We start from the raw sequence: 22,952 nt of genomic DNA, 5'->3' as shown, positions 1-22,952 counted from the left end.
CGCTGCTGATGGTGTAATGACCCACTGATTTCCTGCTCAGGTGTTACTTTTCCTGAAGGAGACACCGATGAGCGAAGTGATGGAAGAAGAGATCAAGCGTTGGACGGCCCGGCGCAAGTCAGCGCTGGTCCTTGAGATCATCCAAGGCAAGACGACAGTGGCAGCGGCCAGCCGGCAGTTCGATCTGAGCCCGGCCGAGATCGAGAGCTGGGTTGAGGACGGCAAGCGCGGCATGGAAAACGCGCTGCGGGCCAAGCCCGAAGACGTGCGCGAGCAGTACGAGCGGCAGTTGAAGGATCTGCAGGAAGCCTACGGCGAGGCCATGCTGGAGATCCGCGCCCGAAAAAAGCTGGCATCCCTGCTGGGAAAGGACGAGAGCTGATGCTCTCGGTCCAGCATGGATTGAAGGACGAAGGCGTTTCGGTATCGATGACCAAACTGTGCCAGTGGTTCGGCGTGGCTCGCCGCACGACGTACTACAAGCCGACCAGGTCACCTGCGAAGGTGAGACCTGAGCTCGCCGAGCCCATCAAGGAGATGATTGAGGCCGAGCCGAGTTTTGGCTATCGCACCGTCGCCGCCTTGCTTGGCATGAACAAGAACACGGTGCAGCGGATCTTCCAGCTCAAAGGCTGGCAGGTGCGTAAGCGTGCCCTTGGTCAACGCCCGCGGATCGAGGCGAAGGTCTCTCGTGCCGAAAAGCCGGACCAGCGCTGGGCGACCGATCTATGTCGCGTCTGGGGCGGAAAGGATGGCTGGCTCAGCCTGGCGCTGGTGATCGACTGCAGCACCCGACAGTTGCTCGGCTGGCACCTGTCGCGAACAGGAAAGGCCAGCACCGCTTCAGCGGCCTTGGAGCAGGCCCTGATCACCTGATACGGCACGCTGGGGCGAGTGCGGGAGCCGTTCCTGCTTCGCTCGGACAACGGCCTGGTGTTCACCAGCCGCGACTACACCCGACTGGTGCGCAGCTATGGCCTGAAGCAGGAGTTCATCACCCCACACTGCCCTCAGCAGAACGGGATGGTTGAACGCGTGATCCGGACGCTGAAGGAGCAATGCGTGCACCGACATCGCCTCGAGAGCCAAACCCACGCCCTGCGGGTGATCGCCGACTGGATCGCCTTCTACAACCAGCAGCGTCCTCATCAGGCGCTGAAGATGATGACCCCGGATGCGGCCTATGCCGCTACATTAACCGCGTGACCTGAGCAGAAAGCGGTGGGTCATTACATACTCAAACCCGTGAGATCCATATCCGCTTGGGATCTCGACGCGATGCTTTAGATATCTCGATCCTTAAGTGACTGTCAATCCTATTGCCGTTGTCATTTGGAGGCTTCCTGGGCTGAGGTACCTTGGGCGGCTTGCCCTCACAGTCTGGCCAACCACGCGTATCTAGCTCCAATTGCTGCGGATCGCGCGGAATCGTTGTCAGTTCGGCTGCCAAATCGTGGAGGGATACAGAGTTTCCGGGATCGAGCTTCTCCCATCGGCTGGAGAGCTCAACTGCGGCATGCTCGGCGCTAATCTGTCCGCGACTGACGCGGTCGAGGATCTTCTTCATGTAGAAAGCCTCACCGCTGTGGCGGCGACTACCTTCTCGAGGGCTCGTACAATTGAAAGCTGATTGGGCGTTCTTGTAAAGGAAGTCGGATGCCGCTGATGCTTGACGCGCTATCGTTTCGACGCCAGACACGAAGCTGCCATAGCTGCATATTCCGCCGTACAAAGCTGTCGCGGCAACTAGTATCTTTCCCTTCCCTTTTATCGATCCCTCTTCAACAACAAGAGCTATTGAATAGTCTGGGAGCAGAAGTCTCTCTTCGATATCCCTCGCCCAAGCGTCAAAGACTTCGTTGCTATGCTCCCGGATCTCTAGCTCTGAGAGTCGAAGATCGCTGAAATTGAAGCTCGTAACTATTAGTTCAAGCAAGTTGACCTCGCGTCAGCGGATTCGGGAACGGCTGTTTCATCGCTCTCGAGATGCTTTAGGTGGCAGGCCCGGAGAGGCGCCTGCGGTGACTCAGCTGTTAATGCATAAAGTGCAATTGTGACAAGAATTACTTCACAGCCTGGCTTAGGGGAGAGGGTTGTAGCTTGTATCTACAGCGAATAGCCAAGTTTCTCTGTCCGCTTTAAGATCGCAGAAGCGTCGAAATGTGCGTTACGGTTGATCGCCTGACCTTCGTGGCCCTCGATTGGCGTGGTTCCCGCAGGGCATAACGTATCAAAAGAATGTCTGCGCGTGTGCGCAGGCATGCATGTCAGCATCTCGATTGCTCGGCGAGCGTATTTGGCGCCGATCACGCCACTAAGTGGCCGAAACGGACCAATCCGACTACTATCAATAGCCATTTGCTATTGATTGTTGGATATGGGGAAGATTGCCTCGTACTTTGCCTTAGATGGATTTGAGGTGGGCGCCGAGTATTCGCGCCAGCTGATCGCCGAGTTCGGGGGCGTGCCTGTCCCCGCAGAGGTCTACGGAACCCCATGGGCCGATGGCATCGTGGAGTTTGAGAACGCAGTTCTTCTCCTCGTGACTCTTGAGAAGACCGCGGACGTGAACTATCTCGATGTTTTCGACGGGCGGGAGTTCTTCTGGGAAAGCCAGAACAGGCAGACCCAGAACTCTTCAACGATTAAGAGGATTGCAGCTGGTGGTAACACGCTGCTCTTTGCCCGGCTGCGGGGAAAGTACAAGCGCTCGTCAAAGGCACTTCCGTTCGTCTACTGTGGGCGCCTCGGAGCCCCTGCGATGGAGGGGAGCAAGCCGGTAACCTGTCTCTTCGAGGCGCTGGATTACCAGGATGATCCAGCCCCGGCACTTGAGGCCGTCTACAACTGGCGGCCCGGTTCATCCACCGACATCTTTGAAAGCCGGAAAAGTGTCTTGAAAGGGGGAAAGTCGTCTACTGGCCGCCAAGCCAAAAGAGCTAAGTACTGGAGAGTAGCTGATGCGGTCGCGGCGCTTGGACGCCCTTCCCTTGTTGAGGTCGATACTTGGCTGGCTGAGAATCATCCTGAGGATGATCGCAGTGACTTGCGTGAGAATCTCGCGCACCTGACCGTCAATGCACCTAGCCGCGTTCACTACGATCGTCGCCGCACGGATTGGCGAAGCAGTCTGGGTCACGAGCGCGACCGCCTGTTCCAGATTGACGGGCGACCTGCTCGCTACGAGCTATACCAGCCGAAGACGCACGGCTACTTCGACCTCAAGCGCTCAGAGGATGGAAAGTGGCGCGTAGTTGATCTCGCCTTGAGCGAAATTGAGGCTGCGGTACTCGAAGCTGAGGGTATGGAGGAGGACGTTCCCGAAGAATCCGATGCGGATCATGACGCCCGCATTTGGGCCCTTCGAGCCGTGGCAAAACGACAAGGGCAGCCCGCCTTCCGGCGACGCGTGCTCGCTGCTTACAGCGAGACATGCTGCGTCACGGGATCTAACGCGAGGCACGTTCTTGAGGCGGCACACATTCGCCCCTACAAGGGGGAGCATACCAACACGGTCAGCAATGCCCTGCTACTTCGTTCAGACATTCATACTTTGTTTGATCTGGGGCTACTTTGGGTCGATGAAGACCTGGCGGTACGAATCTCCCCGACGCTACGCGGATCAGAGTACGAGATCTACGAGGGCACCACGATTGCCTTGCCTGCATCGGCGAGCGAGCGACCCCTTGGCAAGAACTTGGCTCATCACGTGGAAATGGCGCTTAGTCGTCGACGTAGTGAGTGGGGAGAGTAGTTGCCTCCGTCGCATCTGTATGCCGAAATTCTTAGGGCGCTGACTACGGAGTATCTCTGCAGGGCGGTGGCCAGAACGTGTCGACTCGATCTAGATCGTAGTCGTCGCCATAAGCCATCGCCGCTTCCCTAGGAGCACGATCGGAATATAAGCTAATCAGGCGTGAGTCGAGCCCTGCGTCGACATGGTCTATCGCGAAAAGTTCTTGCAGCGCCGCATCGAAAGCGCCAAGCCACTCCGGGTCAACCTCGAACATCAGAAAGCTCCTTAGGCGGGCCGGCCGATGATGCCAGACGAGGCTCATGATCTGACCTTTCCTCGGACGAGGTGTAGAACCGTGACTTACAGATTACATAGGTGCAAGCTCTGATCGCACCCTCTGCAAGACGATCAAACAATTTCCGTCCACAAGCCGTGGACCGGCCAGGATTTCGTAGGCAACTCGGAGCCATAATCAATGGTAACCAAAGAGGTGTCTATGGCGAGCAAGCAGTACACAGATGAGTTCAAGGCCGAGGCGGTCCAGGTGTGTAAGCGCAGCAATGCGTTGAGCTAACTGATACTAATGATCCGAGAGGCTTGACCATATAACCTCAAGTTGCCTTGGCCGACATGACATGTCGATTAGAGTCCAAGTTGCACGCTACGTCACAAGAACTATGAGAGGCAGGCGCTCCGCCCGTCCCTGCACAAGACCGCACTGCCGTGCGGACTTCTGGAAAGGACAGATGGTGCGACACTCCAAACGCCTCCCTGGTGAAACTAGCGCTGTGGAACCACCCGATCCCATCCCGAACTCGGAAGTGAAACGCAGCTGCGCCGATGGTAGTGTGGCTCAAGCCATGCGAGAGTAGGTCATCGCCAGGGTTTACACCCAAAACCCCGCTGCGCATGCAGCGGGGTTTTTCTTTGTGCGCTGCTGACGCAACGCGATGCCCCCGTAGCGCCGGGCTCTGCCCGTCAATCCCGGGCGTGCTGCGCCAGAAACGGTGCAATGATCGCTGCGACCTCAGCCGGCGCTTCCATATGCACATGATGGTTGCCCGGCAGTACGGCCAGGCGGCCGTCGCGGAGGTGGCGCAGGCGTTCGCTGCGCAGCGGTTCCGGGTAATACGACTGGGCCGGTGTCGCGTAGATGACCTGCGTGGGACAGGCGATGGCCTGCAGCACGTTGTCGATCTGCGCTTCGCTCATGCGCACCGCAGTGGGCAGCATCAGCCGCGGATCGCTGCACCAGCTGTACCCGCCCGGCACTTCGGCAACACCGCGCTCCACCAGCAGGCGTGCGCTGCCAGCGCTGAGCTGGTTGGCCATCATGCGCGCGCGGATCGGCGCGGCCAGGTCGGGGAACACGCGCAGTCGCTTCTGCGGCAGCAGTCGGCTGGCCTCTACATGTTCGCGCAGTCGCTGCGCGGTCTCTTCTTCCGGCCCGCGCAGTCCACCCAGTGCTTCAATGGCGACCAGACACTGCACGCGCTCGCTGACCGCTGCGGTGAGGCTGGCGATGCCGGCGCCCATCGAGTGCCCCAGCAGCGCGAACCGGTCCCAGTTCAGCGCGTCGGCGACGGCGAGCACGTGGGTGATCGCGGCCGGCGTGGTGTAGCTCGCTCCCGGCGGCAGGTGGGCGCTGTGGCCATGGCCCGGCAGATCAAGCAGCACCAGATCCAGATCCGCCAGATGCGCTGCCAGCGGCACGAAACTGGCGGCATTGTCCAGCCAACCGTGCAGGGCCAGCACGCGCGGACCCTCACCGTGCTGGCGCAGACCTGCCACCCGGGCACCGCCGAGCTGGAGCTGAAACGGCTGCAGCGTCATGCCAGAGCGGCGCGGGCCACGCTGGCCAATGCGCGGGCGTGCGCCTGGCTGCCGTTGAGGCAGGGGATGTACTGCATGCGGGCACCGCGCTCGGCCAGCGTGTGGGTGAAGCCGAGCGCCACTTCCTCGAGCGTTTCCAGGCAGTCGGTGGCAAAGCCGGGACAGGCAACGTCGATGCGGCCAACGCCCTGTTCGGCCAGCGCCCACAGCGCCGGCTCAGCATAGGGCTGCAGCCAGCGTTCCCGACCGAAGCGGGACTGGTAACCCATCTGCCACTGACCCGGCTGCAGGTCGAGCGCGGCGGCGATGGCCTGTGCACTGGCTTCGCATTGCTGCGGATACGGGTCGCCTGCATCGGCCAGCCGCTGCGGAATGCCGTGGAAGGAGAACATCAGGATGTCGCCGCGCCCGTGTTCGTTCCAGTAGGCACGGATCGAGTCAGCCACCGCGTGCACCCAGGCCGGGTCGGTGGCGTAGTTGTTCACCACGGTCACCTGCACCTGCGGGTGCTCGCGTTGCCAGGCAACCGCGACGTCGTCCACCGAGGCGGTGGTGGTGGTGGAGTACTGCGGATACAGCGGCAGCACGACCACGCGCTTGATGCCGTCGGCGGCAAGTTCGTCCAGCGTGCGGCGCATCGCCGGTTGCCCGTACCGCATGGCCAGGCGCACCCGCGCTTCCGGCATCTGCTCGCCGATGGCGCTGGCCAGTGCGCGGCTGTGCACCATCAGCGGCGACCCGTCGGGCAGCCACACCTGGGCATATTTTTCCGCTGACCGGCTGCTGCGCAACGGCAGGATGAGCCCGTGCAGCAACGGCTTCCACAACAGCGCGGGGATGGAGACCACGCGCGGATCGCCGAGAAATTCGGCCAGGTAACGCCTTACCGCAGGCGCGGTCGGCGTTTCGGGTGTGCCAAGGTTGACCACCAGCACGGCGGTATCGGGAGCGTCGAGCATGCAGCTATTGTCACCGATTCAGCTGCACGACGGCGTGCGGATGCGCGCTGCGGCTGCAGCAAGGCTGTGCGCAGACGACCGCAGGCTTACCGACGGTTCACCTGGATGCGCCTACGTTCAGCCAGTTGCTATATCTTCTGCTGATCTGAATCCGGAGTCCGCCATGCGCCGCCACTGCCTTTCCCTGCTGATTGCCGCCAGCGCCCTGCTGACCAGCCAGGCCGCTATGGCCGGGCCGCAGGAAGACCAGCGCGCCCGTAATGCGGTGCGCGTGCTCAACGAGATCCAGAGCATTCCCGAGCAGGGCATCCCGGACAAACTGCTGGACGAAGGCCGCGCGGTCATCGTGATCCCCGATACGATCAAGGCCGGCCTGGTCATCGGCGGCCGGCGTGGTCACGGCCTGATGTCGGTGAAAAATGCAGACGGCAGCTGGTCCAATCCCGTGTTCATCAAACTCACCGGCGGCAGCATCGGCTTCCAGGCGGGTGTGCAGTCCTCGGACGTGGTGCTGGTGTTCCGCAACGACCGTAATCTGGACAACCTGGTCAACGGCAAGTTCACCCTCGGTGCCGATGCCGGCGTGGCCGCCGGCCCGGTCGGTCGCAATGCCGCGGCCGCCACCGACGGCCAGCTGAAGGCGGAGATCTGGTCGTGGTCACGCGCACGCGGGCTGTTTGCCGGCGTGGCGCTGGACGGCGCGGTGCTGCAGATCGACGATGCGGCCAACCTGGATGCCTATGGCAGCCGGACCACGCCGCGGATGATCTTCGAGGGCCGCCTGCCGGACGCGCCGTCGATGGACGTGGTGGCGTTCCGCGACCGTCTGGAAGAAGCGACGTATGCAGCGCGCAACAACCGTGGTACGGCGGGCACCGCACCGGCGCCGCGCACTGCAGCACCGGCGGCTGCCGCACCGGCGCAGACCGCGCAGCCGGTGATCCAGGAAGCCACCACGGCGCCGCTGCAGCCCGCCACAACGGAGCCCGCCCCGCAGCAGGGCTTCCAGCCGGTGACCGAAGGTGAGATCCGCACCGAGTCGCTCGACGGCAACTGACTTCCAGCACGCGCGCCGGCCTGCTGCCGGTGCGTTATGCTCGGGGTCCTGACAACAACATCCTGACGCGGGCATTCCATGGGCTCTTTCAGCATCTGGCACTGGTTGGTCGTGCTGGTCATCGTTCTGCTGGTGTTCGGCACCAAGCGGCTGACCAGTGGCGCCAAGGACCTTGGCTCGGCCGTCAAGGAGTTCAAGAAAGGCATGCGCGACGAGGACAAGCCGACAGCACAGCTCGGCGACCAGACCCGCGACGACGCGGTCCACGGCAGCAGCCACGACGAACACGACCGTACGCGGCGTTGATCCTGGACCGTTGCAGTGTTTGATTTCGGCTTCAGTGAGCTGGTGGTCATCGCCATTGTGGCGTTGGTGGTGCTCGGTCCCGAGCGCCTGCCGAAGGCAGCGCGGTTTGCCGGCCTCTGGGTACGCCGCGCGCGCAACCAATGGGATTCGGTGAAGCAGGAACTCGAACGCGAGCTGCAGGCCGAGGAGATCAAGAAGCAGATGCAGGAGGTCCGGCAGAGCATGCAGGATACCGGCAACGAGCTGCGTGCCAGCGGTGAAGCGGCGCGGCGCCAGATGCAGGACCTGGACGCACAGGGCCGGACCCTGGCCGAGGAGGTCCGTGCGGACGACGCGCCTGCGACGTCGGCGGCCGCGGCGATCGTGAAGCAGACGGTGGACGCAGAGCAGGACACCGTCAAGGAATTGCCCAAAGGATGGGCATCGGCGGGCGGGCACGCGAACGACGACTGTAATGCGCGGGAGCCGCGCCCATGAGCCTTGAGGAATTCGGCGAAAGCTCGCTCATCGAGCATCTGGTGGAGCTGCGCGCGCGTCTGGTGCGTGGCCTGCTGGGTCTGGGCGTGGTGCTGCTCGCGCTGCTGCCGTTCTCGCGCACGTTGTACACACAGCTTGCCGAACCGCTGATCTCGCAGCTGCCGATCGGGCAGTCGATGATCGCCATCAACCCGGCGGGTGCCTTTTTTGCCCCGCTGAAGCTGACGTTCTTCGTCGCGCTGTTCGTCGCCATGCCGTGGTTGCTGTACCAGCTCTGGGCCTTTGTGGCACCCGGCCTGTACGCGCGTGAGAAACGCCTGGCGCTGCCCCTGCTGGCATCGTCGGTGCTGCTGTTCTATCTCGGCTGCGCCTTCGCCTATTTCCTGGTGCTGCCAGCGGTCTTTCATTTTCTGACCACGTTCCGCCCGGAAGTGATTGCCATCACGCCGGACGCCAATGCCTACCTGGATTTCGTGCTGGCGCTGTTCTTCGCCTTTGGCGGCAGCTTCGAGCTGCCGGTGGCGATGGTGATCCTGGTGCTGATGGGCTGGGTAACGCCGGCGCAGTTCAAGGAAGGTCGGGGCTATGCCATTGTCGGCATCTTCATCATCGCAGCGGTGCTGACACCGCCGGATGTGGTGTCCCAGCTGATGTTGGCCATTCCCATGTGCCTGCTCTACGAGCTGGGCATTCATGCATCGCGGTGGCTGGTACCGTCGTCGGCCAAGAGCCCCTCCAGCTCGGAGGGGTGAGGGCGGGGCCTGCGGGCCGACCCGCACGCAACAGGGACGGGAAGATGGAGCGTGACGACCAACGGTCGTCACCTGCCAACAGCCGGGCACGCTGCAGAGGCGTGGCCTGTCAGGCGTGGAACACGTCGCCGGGCACCGGCGGCGGGGTGCTGGCGGGGCCGAACAGCTGACGCCAGGCCGCGTAGACAGCGCCGGCGAGTACCGGCATCACCACGCCCATCAGCGCGAGCTGGGCAACAAACAGCCCGAGCATGGCGCCGCCGACCAGGTTCAAGAGCATCGCCACGATCATCACCGCAAAGTACACGGCAAATACCGCGATGATCGCCAGGATGATGAACACCGCCATCGGCAGCAGGTTGCGCAGACAGGCGAGCAGACTCTGCCTGAGCGCCTGCAGCCCATTGCGGTGCTCGAACATGACCTGCGGTGAGAAGGTGAACAGCGCCAGGGAAACGGCAATCACCACGGCCACCACGCACAGCAGCCACAACAGAATGCGCCCGGCCGGCAGGCTGGCGGCCATGGCTTCCATTTCTTCCTGGGTCGGCTGGGCTCCGGACTGGCTGAGCGTGTTGAGCTTGTCCACCACGGCGCCGAGCTGATGCAGGCCGTCGGTGCCGATCAGGGTGAACAGCAGGATGCCAAGCACCAACCCCGCCACCAGCTGCGGCAACAGCGCGGCCATCAGGTTGGGCAGCCGCCCTTCATACAGCCCCTGCAGCAGATGCGCCGGCTGTGGTGCACGTCCTTGGTCCACTTCGCGTGCGGCCCAGACCAGCCCGCCGAAGAACACGGGGCCTGCCACGGCCATCACCAGCTGGCCCAGCGTGCTCATCACCGGGTGCAATGCTGAGAGGGCCATCACCAACAGGGCGGCCAGCGCCCAGATCACGCCCAGCACGCTGAGCCCCAGCGGCGCTTTGCGCAGCAGGGCAAACCCGGACAGCAACCATTCCGCGCCGGCAGAGGCCGGCAGCTTGCGAATCTCGCTCATAGCATTCCGAAGCACAGGGGAGTCGCGGGCCAGTGCCCGCGCCGACGATTATCGCTGTTTTACGAACGTTTCACCTGAAGCGCGGCGCGCCTGGTGGACGAACCGTCGCAACAGCTGCCTGGCCAGCGGCGCGGCACTGACCCCGCGCTCGATGCTGCGCACGCACCCTCCGTGCTGACGGATGCACTGCGCCCGTGCACGGATGTAGCCGCGCATATGGTGGGTGGCGAACTCGGGATGGAACTGCACGCCCCACGCCTGCGAGCCCCAGCGGAAGGCATGGCAGTTGTCCAGCGCGGAGCGGGCCAGCACCGCGGCACCTTCGGGTGCCTTCAGCACCGTCTGCAGGTGGGTGGCATGGGCGGGGAACCGGGCGGGCAGGCCGCTGAAGAGCGGATCGGCACCGGCGGCCGGCTCCAGCGTCAGTTCGACCGTGCCTGACTCGCGGCCGGCCGGGTTGTAGGCCACCTGACCACCCAGCGCATGGGCCAGCAGCTGGTGACCGTAGCAGATGCCGAACACCGGACTGCCGTCGTGCACGGCCGCACGCAGCCATCGGGCACTGCGCTCGCTCCACTCGGCGCGATCGGTGACGTAGGCCGCCGAGCCGGTGACCACGATGCCGGCGTAGCGCCGCGCGTCGGGCAACGCAGCGCCGTGCTCGACATCGACAACCTCGGTCTCCTGCGCGTCCAGCCCTGCGGCGACCCGGATCCAATGCGGGAAACGCCCATACCGCCGCAGCGATGCCAGCGGGCGGCCGGTCTCCAGGATGAGAAAGGGGGCAGCAGTCATGAGGCGTTGGCGTGATTGGCGGTTTTCCGATTGTAGGCAGGCGCCGGGGGAGTCATTCAAGGGCGCTTTGCCCGATCTTCTGCCAGCACGCCGGCTGCGTCGCTGTAGGGCGCTGCCAGTGCACGTACCGCAATGAACCCGGGCCATGGCGCGGACGCTTGCCGCACAAGGACTCCCGCTTTCGCCGGGGGCGCGGGGGGGCTGCCGGGCCGGCTTCGGCGGCCCGACGTCACTGCCCCGGCAGGCATCTGCATATGCATTCCCGGTATCAGCGGCGATTCGGGCGGACGCTGCCGCCGCGTCCCGCGCGGCCGCTGGCTATACTGATGAACCCCAAAACCGGCCAAGAATCGTCCGCATGTCCGCGACCCCGACCGTTCCGATCACCTTCCAGGGCCTGATCCAGACCCTGAACCAGTACTGGGCCGCGCAGGGCTGTGTGCTGATCCAGCCGCTCGACCTGGAAGTGGGGGCCGGTACCTTCCACCCGGCGACCTTCCTGCGCGCGATCGGGCCGGAAAGCTGGAACGCCGCCTACGTGCAGCCGTCCCGGCGCCCGACCGATGGCCGCTATGGCGAAAACCCCAACCGCCTGCAGCGCTATTACCAGTACCAGGTGGCGATGAAGCCGGCACCGGACAACATCCAGCAGCTGTATCTGGATTCGCTCAAGGCGCTGGGCATCGACCCGCTCGTGCATGACCTGCGCTTTGTCGAGGACAACTGGGAATCGCCGACGCTGGGCGCGTGGGGGCTGGGCTGGGAGGTCTGGCTCAACGGCATGGAAGTGACCCAGTTCACCTACTTCCAGCAGGCCGGTGGCATCGAATGCAGGCCGGTGCTGGGCGAGATCACCTATGGCCTGGAACGGCTGTGCATGTATCTGCAGAACTGCGACAACGTCTACGACCTGGTCTGGACCTACGGCCCGGACGGCACGCCGGTCACCTACGGTGATGTCTACCACCAGAACGAGGTGGAGCAGAGCACCTACAACTTCGAGCACGCTGATGTGGAAGAGCTCTTCCACCGTTTCGATGCGTGCGAGCGCGAGGCACAGAAGGTGGTGGCTGTTGGCCTGCCGCTGCCGGCCTACGAACAGGTGATGAAGGCCAGCCACACCTTCAACCTGCTCGATGCCCGCCGCGCGATCAGCGTGACCGAGCGCCAGCGCTACATCCTGCGTGTGCGCGCCCTGGCCCAGGCCGTGGCGCAGGCCTATTACGAGCAGCGCGAGAAGCTGGGTTTCCCCGGCGCGCGCAAGGCCTGAGCCGGCCTCCCTTCCTTCCGGGCGCCGGCCGCATGCTGCGCTGCGCCCCCCACTGGATCCAACCCATGAGCCACATCTCTCCCCTGTTGATTGAACTGGGCACCGAGGAACTGCCGGTCAAGGCGCTGCCTGGCCTGGCCCAGGCGTTTTTCGACGGTATTGTCGACGGCCTGCGCAAGCGCGGCGTCAGCGTGGAAACCGGTGATGCCCGTCCCTTGTCCACCCCGCGCCGGCTGGCCGTGCTGCTGCCCGGCGTTGGCCTGGAGCAGCCGGAACAGCGCAGTGAAGTGCTGGGCCCGTACGTGAACATCGCGCTGGACGCCGATGGCCAGCCGACCAAGGCATTGCAGGGCTTCGCTGCCAAGGCCGGTATCGACTGGAGCGCGCTGGAAAAGACCACCGACGCCAAGGGCGAGCGCTTCGTGCACCGTGCGGTCAAGCCGGGCGCGCCCACGGCCGCCCTGCTGCCGGAGGTACTGCGTGAAGCGATTGCCGGCATGCCGATTCCCAAGCCGATGCGCTGGGGCGACCACAGCTGGGGCTTTGCACGTCCGGCGCACTGGCTGGTGCTGCTGCATGGCACCGAGGTGGTGCCGGCCGAGGTGTTCGGCCTGCAGGCCGGCCGCGAGAGCCGCGGTCACCGCTTCCACCATGACGCCACCGTGTCGCTGGCGCAGCCGCAGGCGTACATCGACTCCCTGCGTGGGGCCAGGGTGCTGGTCGACCCGGCCGAACGTCGCGAGCGCATCGTGGCCGAAGTGCAGGCGGCGGCGGCCCGGGGCGGCGGCTTGGCCCGCATCACCGATGACAATCTGGAGCAGGTGGTCAACCTGGTCGAATGGCCAGCCGCAGTGCTGTGCAGTTTCGAGGCCGACTTCCTGGCCGTACCGCAGGAAGCGTTGATCGAGACCATGGAGATCAACCAGAAATTCTTCCCGGTGCTCGACGCGGGCGGAAGACTCACAGAGCAGTTCATCGGCATCGCCAACATCGAGTCGAAGGACGTTGCCGAGGTGGCCAAGGGCTACGAACGCGTGATCCGTCCGCGTTTTGCCGACGCCAGGTTCTTCTTCGACGAAGACCTCAAGCAGGGACTGGTGTCGATGGGCGACGGCCTGAAGACGGTGACCTACCAGGCCAAGCTGGGCTCGGTGGCCGACAAGGTCGAGCGGGTGGCCGCGCTGGCCGAAGTGATCGCGCCGCAGGTGGACGCCGACCCGGCACAGGCCCGGCGGGCCGCGCAGCTGGCCAAGAACGACCTGCAGTCACGCATGGTCAACGAGTTCCCGGAACTGCAGGGCATTGCCGGCCGTCATTACGCGGCGGCCGCAGGGGAAGCGGCCGAGGTCGCGCTGGCCATCGACGAGGCCTATCAGCCGCGCTTCGGCGGCGACGACATCGCCCTGTCGGTGCTGGGCAAGGTGCTGGCCATCGCCGAACGCGTGGACACGCTGGCCGGTGGTTTTGCCGCCGGCCTCAAGCCGACCGGCAACAAGGACCCGTTCGCGCTGCGCCGCAATGCGCTGGGGCTGGCGCGTACGCTCATTGAAAGCGGCTTCGACCTGGACCTGCGCGTGCTGCTGGCGCAGGCCAATGCCGCGCTGGCCGCACGTGGGCTGCAGGCCGACGCCCACGAGCTGTACGACTTCATCCTGGACCGCCTCAAGGGCTACTACAGCGACAAGGGCGTGCCGGCATCGCATTTCAACGCGGTGGCGGAGTTGAAGCCGGCCTCGCTGTATGACTTCGATCGCCGCATCGACGCGATCGGCACGTTTGCAGCGCTGCCCGAGGCCGAAGCGCTGGCAGCGGCCAACAAGCGCATCCGCAACATTCTGCGCAAGGCCGAGGGTGACATTCCCGGTCAGATCGACCCGGCCCTGCTGCAGGAGCACGCCGAACGCGAACTGGCCGAAGCTGTCACCGCGGCCATCGATGACACCGGCGCCAGCCTGCACCAGAAGGACTACGTGAGCGTGCTGGCCCGTCTGGCGCGCCTGCGTCCGCAGGTCGACGCCTTCTTCGACAAGGTGATGGTCAACGCCGAGGACCCCGCGCTGCGTGGCAACCGCCTGGCCCTGCTCACCCTGCTCGGCGAGCGGCTGGGCAAGGTGGCCGCCATCGAGCACCTCTCCGCCTGAGGGCGGGGTTCAGCCACCGCGCGTCGCACGCGACCGTCACAGGCCGCGTGCGACGCTGTATTTTTGACTGCGCATTAACCTCTGATATGAAACGGCCCGGCGGATTTCGCAAGGCAACATCGGGCCGGTATGCTGTGGTGATGCAGCCATTCAAACTCGCCCTTCCCCTGCTGTTGATCGCCGTTGCCAGCGTCCCTGACGCGCAGGCCCGCGGCACGATCCAGAAGGTGGAAATCAAAGGACTGGACAAGGGCGACGACGCCGAGATCATCGAGAACATCGAGGTCTCGCTGTCGCTGTACGACACCATCGGCAAGGTCCAAGGCGAGTCGCGGCTGGAATACCTGCTGTCGCAGGCCGAGCGTCAGACCCGGCAGGCGCTGGAGCCGTTCGGGTACTACAACCCGACCATCAGCGTCGAAGCGCCGCGCGACAACGACAACGTCCGTGTGCTGATCAAGGTGGAGAAGGGCGAGCCGGTGCGGGTGCGCCGCGAGCATGTCGACATCACCGGGCCGGCCAGCCTTGACCGTTACCTGCAGGAAGATCTGGAAGCGTTCAAGCCACGCAAGGGTCAGCCCTTCGAGCATGTGACCTACGAGGCGAGCAAGATCACCGTGACCCGGCGCCTGGCCGAGCGCGGTTACTTCGACGCCGACTACACCCAGCACCAGGTGCAGATCACCCGTGCCGAGAACGCGGCGGACATCGACCTGACCTGGGACAGTGGCCGCCGCTACAACATGGGTCCGATCCGCTTCAAGCAGGATTACTTCGTCGACCGGTTGTTCGACCCGCTGGTGTACTGGGAGCAGGGCAGCTACTACCACGAAGGCAAGCTGGACCGGCTGCGCGAGTCGCTGACCAAGCTGGATTACTTCAGTGTCATCGACATCCAGCCACGGCCGGACCAGGCTGATGAGAACGCCGAAGTGCCGGTGGATGTCACCCTGACCCGTGCCAAGCGCAGCATCTATACCTACGGCTTGAGCTATGGCAGCGAGAGCGGCGCCGGTGTACGTGGCGGCCTCGAGCGGCGTTATCTCAACCGCCGCGGCCACAAGATGAACACCCAGCTTGATTACGCCCAGAAGCGCAAGAGCCTGATCACCAGCTACCGCATCCCGGCATTCGCCTGGCTCGACGGCTGGTACAGCTTCTCGGCCGGCGTCTACGACGAGCAGACCGACTACATCGACCTGCGCAACGTCAAGCTCACCGCCGCACGCAGCGGTCAGATCAATGAGATGTGGACCGCGGTGGCCTCGGTCAATGCGCTGCGCGAGCGCTGGCGCTACGCCTCGGGCAACGAGTTCGATGGTGCGATCTACCAGAACTCGACCCTGTTGTACCCGCAGATCCTCGCCGACTACGTCAACGTGGACGATCCGCTGTTTCCACGCTCGGGTCTGAGCGGCAGTGCCACACTGCGTGGCGGTATCGAGAATGTCGGTTCGGATACCAGCTTCGTGCAGGCCAACGTGGTCGCGCGCTGGTACATTCCGGTGGGCCAGAGCAACCGGCTGATTCTGCGCGGTGAGGGCGGTACCACCTGGACCAGCGACCTGGTCTCGATGCCGCCGAGCCTGCGCTTCTTCGCCGGTGGCGACCGCAGCATCCGCGGCTATGCCTACCGTGAGGTGGGCCCGCGTACCCCGCGCCCGGACCGGTTCGCGCTCGGTGCCAAGAACCTGGTGATCGGCTCGGCCGAATACGAGCACTACTTTGGTGGCGGCCCTTGGGGCGCCGCTGCCTTCGTCGATACCGGCAGTGCATTCGACAACAGCATCGACCTGCACACCGGCGTTGGCCTGGGCGTGCGCTGGAAGTCGCCGGTAGGCCCCGTGCGCGTGGACGTTGCGCGAGGGCTCAATGACCCCGATTCGAGCTTCCAGATCTACCTGAACATCGGAGCCGACCTGTGAGCACGCCGAGCCCGCCCCCCCCGCCGGCGCCACCGCGCGTCCGCTTCTACCGCCGCCGCCGCTTCTGGGCATGGTCCGGTGCCGGTGTGCTCGGCGTGGTGCTGCTGCTGTTGCTGGCGGTGTACTGGCTGCTGCAGACCGTCGCCGGGCGCGATGTGCTGCTGGCGCAGGTGGTGGCCCGTCTGCCGGCGGGTGCCAGCTTTACCTGGGACCGCGTTGAGGGACCGGTGGCCGGTCCGCTGACGCTGTACAACGTCGACTTCCGTTACAACGACATCCACTTCCATGCGGACCGCGCCTATCTGGAACCGGACCTGCGTCCGTTGCTGGGGCGCAAGCTGCTGCTGGACCGGTTGGAGCTGGACAACGCCAGCCTGAACCTGGCAAAGAGCGACGAACCCTTCACCCTGCCGTCGTGGCCGGACTCGCTGCCGCAGATCGAGATGCCGCTGGCGATCCAGGCCGATGTGATCGTGGTCGATGGCCTGCGCGTCACCACCGGCGGCGAACCGACCATCGACATCAGCCGTATCGCTGGCGGGCTGGAGATCGCCAATGGCGAGTTCAAGGCCACCCAGCTGGCGGTGAACAGCGACATGGGCAACTTCCGCGTGCAGGGTCATTACCTGCCGCGCAGCGATTACGACGCGGACCTGACCGCCACCGCCATCCTGCCCGCGCCGGCGGGCCGCACACCGGCGGTGCTGGGGCTGGTGGCGCGCGGCGACCTTGCCCATATGGAAGTGGCCGTTGCCGGTCGCGCGCCGAAGCCGCTGCGCGCCGTGCTGGTGTTCGATGGGCGGACCGACCCGCGCTGGAGCGCCACGGTGCGCAGCGAAGAGCTGGATCCGGTGCTGCTGGGGCCGGCGTTGGCGGGCACCACGCTCGCGCCGCTCTCACTGGATTTCACCGCTACCGGAAAAGGCGGCAATGCCGATCTGCAGGGCCAGCTGCAGCAGGGCGAGACGCGGGTTGAGCTGGCGCCGTCCAAGGTTGCCCTTGAAGACCAGGTGCTGAACGTCTCGCCGCTGGTCATCAAGGCCTTCGGCGGCGAAGCGCGTCTGACCGGCAGTGCCGACCTGCGCGACGCCGACAACCAGAAAGTCGACTTCTCCATCATTGCCCGCGACCTGACCTGGACGCCCGCACCGGACCCGAACACGGCCGGTGCCGCTGCGCCGGTGCCGGTGACCCTGGAGGAGGCGCGCATGGGCCTGGCCGGCACGCTGCAGGCGTGGGCTGCGATCGGACGCGCCGAGATCGCGCGCGACGCGCAGAAAGCCCAGCTGCGCTTCGATGTGCGCGGCAATACCGAGGCGGCCCGCATCGAGCAGCTGCAGGCCCAGACCCCAGGTGGCGAGCTCTCGGTGCAGGGCCAGCTGGCCTGGGCGCCGGCGTTGCGCTGGGATGCCAGGGCTACCCTGCGTGATTTTGATCCAGGGTACTTCGCGCCTGGCTGGGACGGCCGCCTGTCCGGCAGCCTGGCCAGCACCGGCTCGCAGCAGCCGCTGCCGACCGATGCACCGCCGGGCAGTACCGCACCGTTGCAGGCCACGGTAGACCTGCCCTCGCTGAAGGGAACCCTGCGCAAGCGCGCGCTGGATGCGCAGGGCCGCTTTGCCCTGCAGGGCTCGCAGGGCGAGGGTGATCTGCGGCTGTCGCTGGGCAGCAGCCGGGTGACTGCCCGGGGCAAGGTCGGTGACCGCCTGGACATCGATGCGCGCTTCGAGCCACTGCAGCTGGCCGACCTGCTGCCGGCCGCCGATGGCGGTCTGCGCGGCCAGGTACGCATCACCGGTTTGGCCAAGGCGCCGGACATCAGCGCCGACCTGGTCGGCAACAATCTCGCCTGGGATGGCTACAAGGCCGCATCGATCAGCCTCAAGGGCCGGCTGCCCTGGCAGGGTGACAACGGGACCCTGTCGCTGCAGGGCAGTGGCGTTGAAGCCGGCATGCTGCTGGACAGCCTGGCGGTGGATGCACAGGGCAGCGTGTCCAACCTGCGTCTGGCCGCACAGGCCCGCAACGACATGGCTGCGCTCGACCTGCAGGGCAGCGTGCGCCAGCAGGGCGAGCAGTGGCGCGGCACGCTGGCTGCGCTGCGCATCGCCCCGGCCAAGGGCGATGCCTGGAGCCTGCGCGAGGCATCGAGCTTTGCGATCAACGGCGGCAGTTTCAGCCTGACCGAGAGCTGCCTGGGCGCTGCCGTGGGTGGCGCGCTGTGCGCGCGCGCGGACTGGCCGCGCGAAGGCGTGGTCGTGCGCGGCGATGCGCTGCCGCTGACCCTGGTACAGCCGTGGCTGCCGCCGACATCGGGCCGCCGCATCCATGTGCGCGGTGAGGTCAACCTGGATGGCCAGCTGCGTCCGCGCGGCAACGCGTGGGAGGGCCATGCCGAAGTGCGCTCGGCCGATGGTGGCATACGCCTGGGCGACAACGCCCGCGGCGAACTGGTCCGCTACGATAATTTCTCGATCAAGCTGGACATGACCCCGGCGCAGATCAATGGCTATCTGGGTGTCGGCTTCCAGGGCAACGGCTTCGTCGACGCCAAGGTACGCACCGGCTGGGATGCCAACGCACCGCTGGATGGCGAGCTGTACCTGAACATGTCACGCCTGTATTGGCTCGAGTTGTTCTCCCCCGACATCGTGCGTCCCACCGGATTGATCGAAGGCCACGTGAGTCTGCGTGGCACCCGTGGCCAGCCCTCGCTGGGCGGCGATGCCAGGTTGAGCGACTTCAAGGGTGAGTTCCCGGCGCTGGGCCTGACCTTCGAGCAGGGCCAGGGCAGCTTTGTCGCCCAGCCCGATGGCTCGGCCAAAATCACCGCGCAGGCCAACTCCGGGCAGGGCACGCTGTACGTGGACGGCGGCCTGTCCTGGTTCGGCGATGCGCAGCCGCTGCAGCTGCACATCCATGGCGAGAACGTGCTGCTCTCCAACACCAGCGAACTGCGCATCGTCGCCAACCCCGATCTCGACTTCACCCTGGCCGGCACGGCGATGCAGCTGCGTGGCAGCGTGCATGTGCCCGAAGCCGATCTCGACCTGGAGCGGCTGGACCGGGGCACCTCGGTCTCGGCCGACGTGGTGGTGCTCGACCCGGTGGATCCGGAAGAAACCGCCACCTCGCCGCTGGACATGGAACTGACGGTGAGTCTGGGTGACAAGGTGCGGATGGCCGGTTTCGGCCTGAAGGGTGGCCTGACCGGCAAGATGCAGGTGTGGGCACGGCCGGGCCGCGAGATGACCGCCAACGGCGGGCTCGAGGTCAGCGGGCGCTACAAGGCCTACGGTCAGGATCTGACCATCACCCGCGGCCAGCTGACCTGGAACTACAACGCCGTCTCCGATCCGCGCATCAACATCCGCGCGCAACGGCAGATCTCCGACATCACCGCCGGTATCGATGTCACCGGCCGCGCGATGCAGCCACGCGCCACCGTCTGGTCGGACCCGGCAATGTCCCAGTCCGAAGCGCTGGGCTACCTGGTTCTGGGTCGCAGCCTCACCGGTGCCACCAGCGACCAGGCGCAGCAGGTCGACGCTGCTTCGGCCGCATTGTCGGCCGGCAGTGGTCTGCTGGCCTCGCAGCTCGGCGCCAAGCTGGGGCTGGATGATGCAGGCGTCAGCCAGTCGCGCGCGCTGGGCGGCTCGGTGATCGGCGTGGGCAAGTTCATCTCGCCCAAGCTTTACGTCGGCTACGGTGTTTCGATGGTGGGCGCAGGTTCGGTGCTGACGTTGAAGTACCTGCTGCGTCGCGGCTTCGACATCGAAGTGGAATCGAGCACGGTGGAGAACCGTGGCTCGCTCAACTGGCGACGCGAGAAATAGGGCTTGCCGGGTGCGTGCCCGGCACCGGGGAGCAACGGCGTGACGACCAACGGTCGTCACCTACCGGGTTTCGCGCGGGCTGCGGCCTCTGGCAGGTGGCGACCGTTGGTCGTCACGCACCACAAAGGCCAACCCTGACCATCGGATGTTGTCCCCCAGCGCAGCAGCCGCTAAGGTCCGGGACTGTCATGAATCCCCGGAATGCCCATGTCTGCCCGTAAAACCCTTCCCGTCGCCCTGGCTCTGGGCTTGACCCTGGCCTCGGCCGCGCATGCCGATGAAGGCATGTGGATGCCCACCCAGCTGCCCGAGCTGGCCAAGCCGCTGAAGGCTGCAGGCTTCAAGGGCGACCCGGCCGAACTGGCCGACGTGACCGCGCCGCCGCTCAGCGCGGTGGTGCGTGCCGGCGGCGGTACCGGTTCGTTCGTATCCGGCGACGGCCTGCTGCTGACCAACCACCACGTGGCCATGGGAATCATCCAGTACAACAGCAGCGCCGAGCACAACCTGATCAACGAGGGCTTCATCGCTGCCGGGCGCGCCGACGAACGCCCGTCGAACCCGGACTTCCGTGTGCTGGTGACCGTAGGCTTCGACAAGGTCACCGATGAGGTGCTGCAGAACGCGCGCGGCAAGACCGGCCGGGCCTACTTCGACGCCGTGGATGCGGCCAGCAAGCAGATCGTTGCCGACTGCGAGCGCGACGGCAGCGTGCGCTGCTCGGTGGCCAACATGTACTACGGCACCGACTTCTACCGTATCCGGCAGCTGGAGCTGAGCGATGTGCGGCTGGTCTACGCGCCGCCGCGCGCGATCGGCAACTACGGCGATGAGATCGACAACTTCATGTGGCCGCGCCACACCGGCGATTTCACCCTGCTGCGCGCCTACGTCGGCAAGGACGGCAAGCCGGCGGCCTACAGCCAGGACAATGTGCCGTACCAGCCGCCGGCGCATCTGCGCATGTCGGTCGAGGGACCGAAGGAGGGCGACTACGCCATGCTGGCCGGCTACCCGGGGATTACCTATCGCCACCGTACCGCTGCCGAGTTTGCCAGCCAGATCGACAGCGTCCTGCCGCGGCGTGTAGCGCTGTTCCAGCAGATGATCGACACCATCGACGTTGCGGCAGCCAATGATGAAACCGCACGCACCCTCTACGCATCGCAGCTGCAATCGCTGAAGAACAACCGCAAGCGTGCGGCCGGTGAACTGGAAGGCCTGCTGCGCAGCGACGCCAAGGCCCAGCGCGCCGCCGACGAGCAGGCCATGCTCGGCGCCACCGATGCGCGTTATCAGGGCGACATCCGCGCGCTGCTGGCCAATCTCTCGCAGGGCGCAGCGGTAGGCGAGCGCAACCTGCTGCTGGAGCAGATTGCCGGCCAGACCCAGCTGTTGCGCTCTGCGCTGCTGCTGGAACGTCTGCGCATCGAATCGGCCAAGCCCGATGCCGAGCGCGAGACCGGTTACCAGCAACGCGACCAGGCCCTGATCGAAGGCGTGCTCAGGCAGGTCCAGCGGCGCTATGCACCGGCGGTGGAGAAGGCGCTGCTGACGCAGCTGCTGACCCGCTACCAGAAGCTGCCCGATGCCCAGCGCGTGGTGGAGTTCGACACCGTGTTCGGCCGCACCTCGCAGCAGCTGGGCCAGGCGCTGGACCGTCTGTACGCAGGCACCCGCCTGGGCGATGAAAGCCAGAGGCTGGCCGCGTTCGCCGCCGCGCGTGAGGGCAGGGCGCTCGCCGCTGACCCCCTGCTGGCCGTGGCCGCACCGCTGGTGGCCGCGCAGCTGCGTCTGGAGAACGAGACCAAGACCCGCGAAGGCGAGCAGCTGCGTCTGCGGCCGGCCTACATGCAGGCCCTGTTCGCCTGGCGCGCCAAGCAGGGCCGCGCGGTCTACCCGGATGCGAACCGCACCCTGCGCATCAGCTATGGCAAGGTCGAAGCCCTGCACCCGCGCGATGCGGTCAGCTTCTCGCCGGTCACCACGGTGGCGGGCATCGTCGAGAAGAACACCAACGCCTACCCGTTCGACGCGCCCAAGCCGTTGCTTGCGGCCATCGCCAAGGGTGATTTCGGCAGCACCGCTGACCCGGCCCTGGGCACGCAGACGGTCAACTTCCTCACCAACCTGGATACCACCGGCGGCAACTCGGGCTCACCGGTGCTCAATGCCAAGGGCGAGCTGATCGGGCTGAACTTCGACAGCAACTGGGAATCGGTCAGCGCCAGCTGGTGGTTCGACCCGCGCTACAAGCGTGCGGTGCACGTGGACATGCGTTACCTGCGCTGGCTGCTGGCCAAGGTCTACCCGGCACCGGCGCTGCTTGAGGAAATGGGCGTACCGGCCCAGTAAGCTCTCGGCCACGGCGTGTACCGTGGCCTCTGCTCAGGCCCTCCGCCCGCGGCGGAGGGTCATTGACTACGCGCGCTGCGCAGCAGTCCCGCCAGCAATGTCTGCGCCTGCGCATGCAGATCGTGCCAGGGCTGACCGGCCACGACCGCCTGATAGAGCGCGCTGACCAGTTGCGCGTAGAACCCGGTAGGCAGCCACTGCGTGCCGACGACTTCGTCGGCCAGTTCAATGGCGACCGCAAGCTGGCCTGCATCCAACGCGGACACCGCCGTCCCACTTTCGGCAGGCGCGGGAGACGCACTTCGCGAGGGGCCGCGGCCGGTCAGCACCCACGTAGCATTCCAACCCAGTGCTTCGAGCCGGGTCAGCACATCAGCCCCCACCTCACGTGCGCCGCGCTCCAGCCGACTATAGGTTGAGTTGCTGATGTCGAGCAGGCGGGACATCTCCAATTGGGATGATTCCCCCCGAAGCTCCGCCAGGCGCCTCCCAATCGGGATCCAGCTCTCGCGA

General features: G+C 65.4%; 20 protein-coding genes and 1 rRNA gene. 14 read left to right on the top strand and 7 right to left on the bottom strand.

Annotated features, from left to right (window positions below; genetic code table 11):
- Positions 1-67: 67 nt before the first annotated feature.
- The 3 genes from RZA67_RS15815 to RZA67_RS15805 are packed head-to-tail and all read left to right on the top strand — an operon-like array spanning position 68 to position 1,206.
- On the top strand, positions 68-382 hold the full coding sequence (locus RZA67_RS15815) for a DUF1153 domain-containing protein (protein WP_317213678.1): 315 nt from the start codon (positions 68-70) through the stop codon (positions 380-382).
- Positions 382-876, top strand: coding sequence for a hypothetical protein (locus tag RZA67_RS15810; RefSeq protein ID WP_317213677.1), 495 nt, complete (start codon positions 382-384; stop codon positions 874-876). Before RZA67_RS15815 ends, RZA67_RS15810 begins: the two co-directional genes overlap by 1 nt.
- Positions 877-894: 18 nt before the next feature.
- Complete coding sequence (locus tag RZA67_RS15805) at positions 895-1,206, top strand: integrase core domain-containing protein (RefSeq protein ID WP_317213676.1); 312 nt, start codon at positions 895-897, stop codon at positions 1,204-1,206.
- A gap of 31 nt (positions 1,207-1,237) precedes the next feature.
- Here RZA67_RS15805 and RZA67_RS15800 read toward each other — a convergent pair whose 3' ends face one another.
- Positions 1,238-1,936 carry a hypothetical protein gene (locus tag RZA67_RS15800; RefSeq protein WP_317213675.1) on the bottom strand — a complete coding sequence of 233 codons (699 nt, stop codon included), beginning with the start codon at positions 1,934-1,936 and terminating at the stop codon, positions 1,238-1,240.
- A 441-nt stretch (positions 1,937-2,377) separates the two neighbouring features.
- Between RZA67_RS15800 and RZA67_RS15795 the strand changes: the two genes are divergently transcribed.
- Entirely contained in the window at positions 2,378-3,754 is a 1,377-nt protein-coding gene (locus tag RZA67_RS15795; protein WP_317213674.1) for an HNH endonuclease, read from the top strand.
- A 43-nt stretch (positions 3,755-3,797) separates the two neighbouring features.
- Here the strand turns inward: RZA67_RS15795 and RZA67_RS15790 are convergent, their stop codons facing one another.
- Complete coding sequence (locus tag RZA67_RS15790; RefSeq protein WP_317213673.1) at positions 3,798-4,010, bottom strand: hypothetical protein; 213 nt, start codon at positions 4,008-4,010, stop codon at positions 3,798-3,800.
- 496 nt (positions 4,011-4,506) lie between these two features.
- Between RZA67_RS15790 and rrf the strand changes: the two genes are divergently transcribed.
- Positions 4,507-4,621 (top strand): 5S ribosomal RNA (rrf, locus tag RZA67_RS15785).
- Positions 4,622-4,714: 93 nt separating this feature from the next.
- Here the strand turns inward: rrf and RZA67_RS15780 are convergent.
- Together RZA67_RS15780 and hemH are read right to left on the bottom strand one after the other, a co-directional pair.
- Positions 4,715-5,569, bottom strand: a complete 855-nt coding sequence (locus tag RZA67_RS15780) for an alpha/beta hydrolase (RefSeq protein ID WP_317213672.1) — start codon at positions 5,567-5,569, stop codon at positions 4,715-4,717.
- Positions 5,566-6,528 (bottom strand): ferrochelatase, encoded by a 963-nt coding sequence (gene hemH / locus RZA67_RS15775; RefSeq protein WP_317213671.1) that lies wholly within the window; start codon positions 6,526-6,528, stop codon positions 5,566-5,568. The genes RZA67_RS15780 and hemH overlap by 4 nt, the downstream gene beginning before the upstream one ends.
- A 163-nt stretch (positions 6,529-6,691) precedes the next feature.
- Between hemH and RZA67_RS15770 the strand changes: the two genes are divergently transcribed.
- The 4 genes from RZA67_RS15770 to tatC all read left to right on the top strand — a co-directional run bounded on the left by RZA67_RS15770 (position 6,692) and on the right by tatC (position 9,120).
- Positions 6,692-7,585: a lipid-binding SYLF domain-containing protein gene (locus tag RZA67_RS15770; protein WP_317213670.1), complete on the top strand. Its 894-nt coding sequence runs from the start codon at positions 6,692-6,694 to the stop codon at positions 7,583-7,585.
- A 78-nt stretch (positions 7,586-7,663) separates the two neighbouring features.
- Positions 7,664-7,891 carry a Sec-independent protein translocase subunit TatA gene (gene tatA, locus RZA67_RS15765; protein WP_317213669.1) on the top strand — a complete coding sequence of 76 codons (228 nt, stop codon included), beginning with the start codon at positions 7,664-7,666 and terminating at the stop codon, positions 7,889-7,891.
- A gap of 15 nt (positions 7,892-7,906) precedes the next feature.
- On the top strand, positions 7,907-8,368 hold the full coding sequence (gene tatB / locus RZA67_RS15760; RefSeq protein WP_317213668.1) for a Sec-independent protein translocase protein TatB: 462 nt from the start codon (positions 7,907-7,909) through the stop codon (positions 8,366-8,368).
- Positions 8,365-9,120: a twin-arginine translocase subunit TatC gene (gene tatC / locus RZA67_RS15755; protein ID WP_317213667.1), complete on the top strand. Its 756-nt coding sequence runs from the start codon at positions 8,365-8,367 to the stop codon at positions 9,118-9,120. Before tatB ends, tatC begins: the two co-directional genes overlap by 4 nt.
- A gap of 109 nt (positions 9,121-9,229) precedes the next feature.
- Here the strand turns inward: tatC and RZA67_RS15750 are convergent, their stop codons facing one another.
- On the bottom strand, positions 9,230-10,117 hold the full coding sequence (locus tag RZA67_RS15750) for a BPSS1780 family membrane protein (RefSeq protein ID WP_317213666.1): 888 nt from the start codon (positions 10,115-10,117) through the stop codon (positions 9,230-9,232).
- A gap of 48 nt (positions 10,118-10,165) precedes the next feature.
- Positions 10,166-10,912, bottom strand: a complete 747-nt coding sequence (locus tag RZA67_RS15745) for a glutamine amidotransferase (RefSeq protein WP_317213665.1) — start codon at positions 10,910-10,912, stop codon at positions 10,166-10,168.
- Positions 10,913-11,270: 358 nt separating this feature from the next.
- Here RZA67_RS15745 and glyQ point away from each other — a divergent pair, with 358 nt between their 5' ends.
- The 5 genes from glyQ to RZA67_RS15720 all read left to right on the top strand — a co-directional run bounded on the left by glyQ (position 11,271) and on the right by RZA67_RS15720 (position 22,439).
- Positions 11,271-12,182: a glycine--tRNA ligase subunit alpha gene (glyQ, locus tag RZA67_RS15740; RefSeq protein WP_317213664.1), complete on the top strand. Its 912-nt coding sequence runs from the start codon at positions 11,271-11,273 to the stop codon at positions 12,180-12,182.
- A gap of 65 nt (positions 12,183-12,247) precedes the next feature.
- Entirely contained in the window at positions 12,248-14,323 is a 2,076-nt protein-coding gene (gene glyS / locus RZA67_RS15735; RefSeq protein WP_317213663.1) for a glycine--tRNA ligase subunit beta, read from the top strand.
- A gap of 140 nt (positions 14,324-14,463) precedes the next feature.
- Complete coding sequence (locus RZA67_RS15730) at positions 14,464-16,248, top strand: autotransporter assembly complex family protein (RefSeq protein WP_317213662.1); 1,785 nt, start codon at positions 14,464-14,466, stop codon at positions 16,246-16,248.
- Complete coding sequence (locus RZA67_RS15725; RefSeq protein ID WP_317213661.1) at positions 16,245-20,084, top strand: translocation/assembly module TamB domain-containing protein; 3,840 nt, start codon at positions 16,245-16,247, stop codon at positions 20,082-20,084. Before RZA67_RS15730 ends, RZA67_RS15725 begins: the two co-directional genes overlap by 4 nt.
- 207 nt (positions 20,085-20,291) lie before the next feature.
- Entirely contained in the window at positions 20,292-22,439 is a 2,148-nt protein-coding gene (locus RZA67_RS15720) for a S46 family peptidase (RefSeq protein WP_317213660.1), read from the top strand.
- A gap of 59 nt (positions 22,440-22,498) precedes the next feature.
- On the opposite strand, the gene RZA67_RS15715 is transcribed toward RZA67_RS15720, so the two are convergent.
- Complete coding sequence (locus tag RZA67_RS15715) at positions 22,499-22,885, bottom strand: helix-turn-helix transcriptional regulator (RefSeq protein WP_345784955.1); 387 nt, start codon at positions 22,883-22,885, stop codon at positions 22,499-22,501.
- Positions 22,886-22,952: the final 67 nt, after the last annotated feature.

This window comes from Stenotrophomonas sp. C3(2023), from assembly GCF_032911385.1.
Lineage (GTDB): Bacteria > Pseudomonadota > Gammaproteobacteria > Xanthomonadales > Xanthomonadaceae > Stenotrophomonas.
The sequence above is the reverse complement of the archived record's forward strand: the minus strand, read 5'-3'. Positions and strand labels throughout refer to the sequence as shown.

What these genes read in the sequence shown, in the direction of transcription:
- RZA67_RS15720 (WP_317213660.1), top strand. Translation starts at nt 20,292, where the DNA reads ATGTCTGCCCGTAAAACCCTTCCCGTCGCCCTGGCTCTGGGCTTGACC.
- tatC (WP_317213667.1), top strand. Translation starts at nt 8,365, where the DNA reads ATGAGCCTTGAGGAATTCGGCGAAAGCTCGCTCATCGAGCATCTGGTG.
- RZA67_RS15780 (WP_317213672.1), bottom strand. Translation starts at nt 5,569, where the DNA reads ATGACGCTGCAGCCGTTTCAGCTCCAGCTCGGCGGTGCCCGGGTGGCA.
- glyS (WP_317213663.1), top strand. Translation starts at nt 12,248, where the DNA reads ATGAGCCACATCTCTCCCCTGTTGATTGAACTGGGCACCGAGGAACTG.
- tatA (WP_317213669.1), top strand. Translation starts at nt 7,664, where the DNA reads ATGGGCTCTTTCAGCATCTGGCACTGGTTGGTCGTGCTGGTCATCGTT.
- RZA67_RS15810 (WP_317213677.1), top strand. Translation starts at nt 382, where the DNA reads ATGCTCTCGGTCCAGCATGGATTGAAGGACGAAGGCGTTTCGGTATCG.
- RZA67_RS15770 (WP_317213670.1), top strand. Translation starts at nt 6,692, where the DNA reads ATGCGCCGCCACTGCCTTTCCCTGCTGATTGCCGCCAGCGCCCTGCTG.
- glyQ (WP_317213664.1), top strand. Translation starts at nt 11,271, where the DNA reads ATGTCCGCGACCCCGACCGTTCCGATCACCTTCCAGGGCCTGATCCAG.
- RZA67_RS15745 (WP_317213665.1), bottom strand. Translation starts at nt 10,912, where the DNA reads ATGACTGCTGCCCCCTTTCTCATCCTGGAGACCGGCCGCCCGCTGGCA.
- RZA67_RS15730 (WP_317213662.1), top strand. Translation starts at nt 14,464, where the DNA reads ATGCAGCCATTCAAACTCGCCCTTCCCCTGCTGTTGATCGCCGTTGCC.
- RZA67_RS15815 (WP_317213678.1), top strand. Translation starts at nt 68, where the DNA reads ATGAGCGAAGTGATGGAAGAAGAGATCAAGCGTTGGACGGCCCGGCGC.
- RZA67_RS15715 (WP_345784955.1), bottom strand. Translation starts at nt 22,885, where the DNA reads ATGTCCCGCCTGCTCGACATCAGCAACTCAACCTATAGTCGGCTGGAG.
- RZA67_RS15790 (WP_317213673.1), bottom strand. Translation starts at nt 4,010, where the DNA reads ATGTTCGAGGTTGACCCGGAGTGGCTTGGCGCTTTCGATGCGGCGCTG.
- RZA67_RS15795 (WP_317213674.1), top strand. Translation starts at nt 2,378, where the DNA reads ATGGGGAAGATTGCCTCGTACTTTGCCTTAGATGGATTTGAGGTGGGC.
- hemH (WP_317213671.1), bottom strand. Translation starts at nt 6,528, where the DNA reads ATGCTCGACGCTCCCGATACCGCCGTGCTGGTGGTCAACCTTGGCACA.
- RZA67_RS15750 (WP_317213666.1), bottom strand. Translation starts at nt 10,117, where the DNA reads ATGAGCGAGATTCGCAAGCTGCCGGCCTCTGCCGGCGCGGAATGGTTG.